This window comes from Helicobacter sp. UBA3407 (genome assembly GCF_949747025.1).
GTDB lineage: Bacteria > Campylobacterota > Campylobacteria > Campylobacterales > Helicobacteraceae > Helicobacter_D > Helicobacter_D ganmani.
Window position 1 is genome coordinate 1 of the sequence record NZ_CATKCB010000181.1, and the last position, 5,290, is coordinate 5,290.

The 5,290-nt window shown below is 38.6% G+C and carries 5 protein-coding genes; all 5 read right to left on the minus strand.

Annotation, left to right across the window (positions count from 1 at the left end; genetic code table 11):
- Window positions 1-248: 248 nt before the first annotated feature.
- Entirely contained in the window at window positions 249-2,267 is a 2,019-nt protein-coding gene (gene ligA, locus Q1553_RS06750; RefSeq protein ID WP_115550997.1) for an NAD-dependent DNA ligase LigA, read from the minus strand.
- Complete coding sequence (luxS, locus tag Q1553_RS06755; protein WP_297571707.1) at window positions 2,264-2,749, minus strand: S-ribosylhomocysteine lyase; 486 nt, start codon at window positions 2,747-2,749, stop codon at window positions 2,264-2,266. Before luxS ends, ligA begins: the two co-directional genes overlap by 4 nt.
- A gap of 52 nt (window positions 2,750-2,801) precedes the next feature.
- Window positions 2,802-3,881, minus strand: coding sequence for an A/G-specific adenine glycosylase (locus Q1553_RS06760; protein ID WP_363315867.1), 1,080 nt, complete (start codon window positions 3,879-3,881; stop codon window positions 2,802-2,804).
- On the minus strand, window positions 3,856-4,863 hold the full coding sequence (locus Q1553_RS06765; protein ID WP_115550994.1) for an LLM class flavin-dependent oxidoreductase: 1,008 nt from the start codon (window positions 4,861-4,863) through the stop codon (window positions 3,856-3,858). Before Q1553_RS06765 ends, Q1553_RS06760 begins: the two co-directional genes overlap by 26 nt.
- A gap of 137 nt (window positions 4,864-5,000) precedes the next feature.
- Window positions 5,001-5,290, minus strand: a 290-nt coding sequence (locus Q1553_RS06770) for a methyl-accepting chemotaxis protein (RefSeq protein ID WP_300842845.1), incomplete at its 5' end; no start/stop codon positions are given.

The following is a 5,290-nucleotide window of genomic DNA, read 5'->3' on the forward strand; positions in this document are numbered from 1 at the left end:
CTTATAAATTAGGTAAAGCACTCATTACTGCTAATTCTGTGCGGGGGGGGGGGCGAATCTTTGCTTATTTGCAATTTTTTCAAGAAGTGCGTAAGTTAAGAGGAGAGCTGAAAGAGAAAAGGAAATGAGATTTCACTTGTCATTGCAAGGCAAACAATCTATAATGCAAAATCTCGCTTTAGGGATTCCATTGCAATAATTAATTAACCCAACATTTTCTTGTGGAATCCCGCAATGAGGCAGAATCTTTACTTAAGCATTGCATTAATCTCTGCCTCACTCACAATCTTGATACCCAATTCTTGCGCTTTGGCAAGTTTTGAGCCTGCATTTTCACCGCAAAGCAAAAAATCTGTTTTTTTGGAAATACTTCCGCTAACTTTTGCCCCAAGAGATTCCAATAATTCCTTATATTCCTCACGCGCTTTGGACAATGTGCCTGTGATAACGAAAGTCTTGCCACTAAATTTGGAATCTTGCGCAGACCTTTGCGTCGTGCAAACAGGAGAGATAAGCTCCAAAAGTCGCAAAAGTCGTTGAATATTTACCCTGCAAAACTCATTTAGAGAAGCTGCCATTTCCTCTCCAAATCCCTCAAGAGCGATAAAGTCTTCATAAGTTTTTTGATAAAACTCTATCCCAAAACTATTTGCTAGTTTTTTACTCGCACCCTCGCCAATATGTTCAATCCCAAGTGCATTGATAAAACGCCATAATTCCACCCCGCGCGTGGCGGCAATCGCATTGAGAAGATTCTGAATTTTTTTATCTTTGAAGCCCTCCAAGTCCTTTAAATCTCTCGGTTGCAAGAAGAATAAATCCTCAATGGAATGAATCTTTCCTGTGTCAAACAATGTTTCAACGATTTTCTCTCCCAAGCCATCAATATTAAGTGCCTTTTTGCTTGCAAAGTGGATAATAGAATTTTTTACACGCGCCTCGCAACTAAGATTTTGACATTTAATTAACTTTTCTTCTATAAGCAATTCACTCTGGCAAATGGGGCATTTTGTCGGAATTGGACAAGGCGTTTGTGTCCCATCACGCAAAGCGGGTAGAGATTTGATGATTTTTGGAATCACATCGCCACTGCGGATAAGAATCACAAAATCATTGATTTGAATATCCTTTTTTGTAACCTCATCAAAGTTATGTAAAGTCGCACGACTAACTTTTGCTCCCTCAATTCTTATGGGTTCAAGTTCTGCCACAGGCGTAATTACACCCGTGCGTCCTACTTGTAATGTGATTCCTAAGACTTTTGCTCTTTTTTCAATGGCTGGAAATTTATAGGCACAGGCAAAACGAGGGGCTTTAATTGTGAATCCAAGTTTTTCTTGCAGGGAGATAGAATCTACGCGCACCACCATTCCATCTAAGGTGATAGGATAGGAATCACGTTGAGAGATGAGATGAGAATAAGCCTTTTCAATTGCTTGAATATCCTTGCAAAGCTTTACAAATGGGGATTTTTGGAATCCTAAAGCATAAATTTTTTCCATAAGAGCAAAAAAACTATCTTGGCTAGATTCTATGGAATCTTGCGCAAGGCTTGTAGAATCTATATTTGTAGAACTCATAAAGCCCTTAAAATCACAAGCACCCACACCCCAAGGGATAAATTGCAATTTTCGCTTTGCAGTGATTTTGGAATCTAGTTGGCGCAAACTTCCTGCGGCTGCGTTGCGTGGATTGGCAAACAGATTTTCTCTTAGCTGTAATCGTTCAAGATTGAGTTTTTCAAAATCGTCTTTGGCAATCACGCATTCTCCGCGAATCTCAATGCGTCCCTTATAGGCTATTTTTAGGGGAATGCTTGGAATCGTGCGTGCATTTTGTGTTACATTTTCTCCTACAAATGCGTCTCCTCTTGTCGCAGCACTTACTAAAATCCCATTTTCATAAAGGAGATTCAAGCTTGCCCCATCAAATTTAGGACTAATAGAAAAGTTTAAGGTCTCGTGATTTACCCCACGCAAGACGCGCTCAATCCAATCTTGTAATTCTTGAGGATTGAAGACATCTTCTAAGCTCCACATTCTTTGGATATGCGCTACTTTGCTAAAGGATTCTAGCACCTTGTCTCCCACGCGTTGCGTAGGAGAATCGGGCGCAATATTTTGAGGGTTTTGCGATTCATAATTTTTGACTTGATGATAAAGCGTATCGTATTCTTCGTCGCTTGCTATGGGGTCATCTAAGATATAATAATGTTTCGCCCATAGATTGAGGCATTCAATGGCTTTTAAATATTCTTCTAAAGTCATTGGAAATTAAGTTTTAAAGCTTCGTTATCCATAATGCTAATTCCCTTAGCCAATGTGTTTTTGGCAATTTCTTGTGCCTCTTGTAGGGAGTGCATTAAATAGGTGCCGCATTGTAGCGGGTTTGCCTCTGGAATCTCACTGACTTGCAAAATATCTTGCATACTTTTTTCCCACGCATCACGGACTTCCTGTGGAGTTGGTTTGCCAATAAGGCTCATATAGAATCCGGTGCGACAGCCCATAGGAGAAATATCAATGATTTCTACTTTTTCATTATTTAAATGCTCACGCATAAAACCTGCAAAAAGATGTTCTAAAGTATGGATTCCCTTTTCACTTAGTATTTCAACATTTGGCTTACAAAAACGTAAGTCAAATACGCAAATTTCATCTCCTTTTGATGTGTGCATTACCTTGCCAAGACGCACAGCGGGTGCTGGCATTTTTTTGTGATCTACTTTGAAACTATCTAAAAGTGGCATAAAGATTCCTTGTTTTTGGGTTAATCAAAGTGCAAATATTAGCAAATTTCTATTAAAACAAGCCTTTTGTATGCAAAAATTTTAGGATTTTTAAACTTAGAGCAGACAGAGGCAAGGATTCTAAGGAATTACGCATAAAAAACTCCAAAGAATCTTTGTTTGCAAAGTCGCTAGATAAAGAATCTAAAGCTGCAAAAGGACAAAGATATATTTCTATTGTAAGCTGATATTTTGTATAAGAATGTTTTAAGATTCCAAGTTTTTGACTTGTCTGCATAAGATGTGGTGGAATCTGTGGAAAATTATAAAGTCCAAAATATAACTTCTCCTTGCTTTTTGAAAGTGCGATGTTGGAATCTCGGATAAAAATTCCAAAATGCAAGGTTTGTTTTATTGTTTTTGTCGGTTTGCTTTGTGTGAAATCCTGCCAATTCTCTTTTCCTAAGCAAAGATTACTCAAAGGACAATCCTTGCATTTGGGAGATTTTGGAAGGCAAACGAGTGCGCCTAAATCTAGCAAGGCTTGATTGTGATTGAAGGATTCCTTGTGGTTTAAAATGAGTTTTGCTTTGGATTCTAAAAGAGAGGGGGTGGCAGAGTGCAAGGCAAAAAGCCGCAAAAGAATGCGTTTGATGTTGGAATCCACAAAACTTACAGGCAAATCAAAGCCAAAGCAAGCAATCGCTCCTGCGGTGTAAGTTCCGATTCCGGGAAGTTTGCGCAAGAGATGAATATCGCAAGGCAAAGGATTATTGATGTCTTGAAAAGTAAGAGTGGAAGTCTTGCTATTATCAATACAAATTTGCGCGAGTTTGTGCAGATTCCTTGCGCGTGAGTAGTATCCAAGCCCTTGCCAAGCGCGCAATACTTCTGAAACATTTGCTGCACTTAGAGCACAGAGGTTTGGGAAACATTCTAAAAAAGGAAAATAAAAATGTTCTAACACTGCTTTTACTTGTGTTTGCTGCAACATTATTTCGCTGATTAAAACGCGATAGGCACGATTGGGAGCTAATTTATCGCGCCAAGGTAGATGATGACGACCATAGAGAGCATACCAGCTCAAAAGTGCCTTTTGAGCATTTTTAAGTGTAGTTGGATTAGGCTTAGAATCCATTGAGATGAGGTGCAACGCACTCTTTATAAAGTCTAAGAATATTTTTCGAATCTTTAAGTTGAGAGGAAAGGAGTTTCAAAGAAAGCGTGTTAAAATGAATTTCTTTGCGTAATTCTAAAATTTGCTCCACGCAGTCTTTTGGCGTGCCAACAATCATACAATTCATGATTTTGTTTTTATTGAAAAACTCCGCTCTAAATTCTTCGTAATTACTTGCTTTGATGATTTCTTCAAAGGTTGGATTGGATTCGTTTGCGCGCAACATACATTGTGTAAAAATATCCACACCCATTAGTGCCTTTTCTTGTGCGACGCTTCGGTCTTCGTCAATATAAATTGCCCGCGTTAGCACAAACTCTAAATCTTTTGCGCCATTTTCTGCAAAAATATTGTAAATTTCTTTGGCGCGTTTGGCTTCTAGTGTCAATGCTCCTAAAAAGTTATAGCCACGTTGCGCAGAGATTTTGAGGGTTTCATCGTGATTGCTCGCGACGTAGAAGGGAATCAATCCTTTTGGGTGAGGGCGAATACTGATGTTATGGACATCGCAAAACTCTCCCTCGTAGCTTACTTGCTCCTTGAAAAGCAAATCATGCACGATTCTAGCATTTTCTAGCATAATCTTGCGGTTGTTTTGTGGGTTGTTACCCATTGAAATATCAAAAATTGGAAAAGCCCCACGCGCAAAACCAAAAAGGAATCTCCCCTTGCTCAATAAATCCAATGTAGCAATTTCTTCAGAGAGTTGAATCGGGTGGTAATGTGGTAATAAAATTGCAGCACTTCCTACTTTGATATTTTGCGTGCGTGCAAGCGCATAGCCTATAAGAGTAAGGATAGCAGGGCAGAGTGTAAAACTATTGAAATGATGTTCTCCAATCCAAGCTTCATCAAAACCTAATTTATCCGCATATTCTATCAGTTCAATAGCGTCTGAAATTGCGACTACTTCGTTATTTGTCCAATTTTCTACTAACTCAAAAATACTGCTTTTCATCTCTACCCCTAAGTATTAAAAATTAACAAATAATCTTAGCACAAAATTCTAAAATTTTTATAAATTACTTGTTTAAATGCGTGAAGCGGTAGTGGAGTTTTTTGGTGGGTTGTAGAATCTAAAAGAGATTCTACATTTTAATATTTTTTCTTTTTTATATCCTCATTAATTGCGCTAGAAAGGGAGCTTAAGGTTTGGCTAATTTCTTGTGAATGGTTGGCAATATGGACATTAGATTCTGTAACTTGTTCTAGTTCGCTAATGGCGTCATTGATATGCGAAATATCCGCAACTTGCTCTTTGATAGAGCTAGAAACATCATTAATAGACTGCACGAGAATATTTGTATTTGCCTCAATCTCACTTAAGGATTTAGTGGTTCTCTCTGCGAGTTTTCGCACCTCATCGGCAACGACTGCGAATCCTC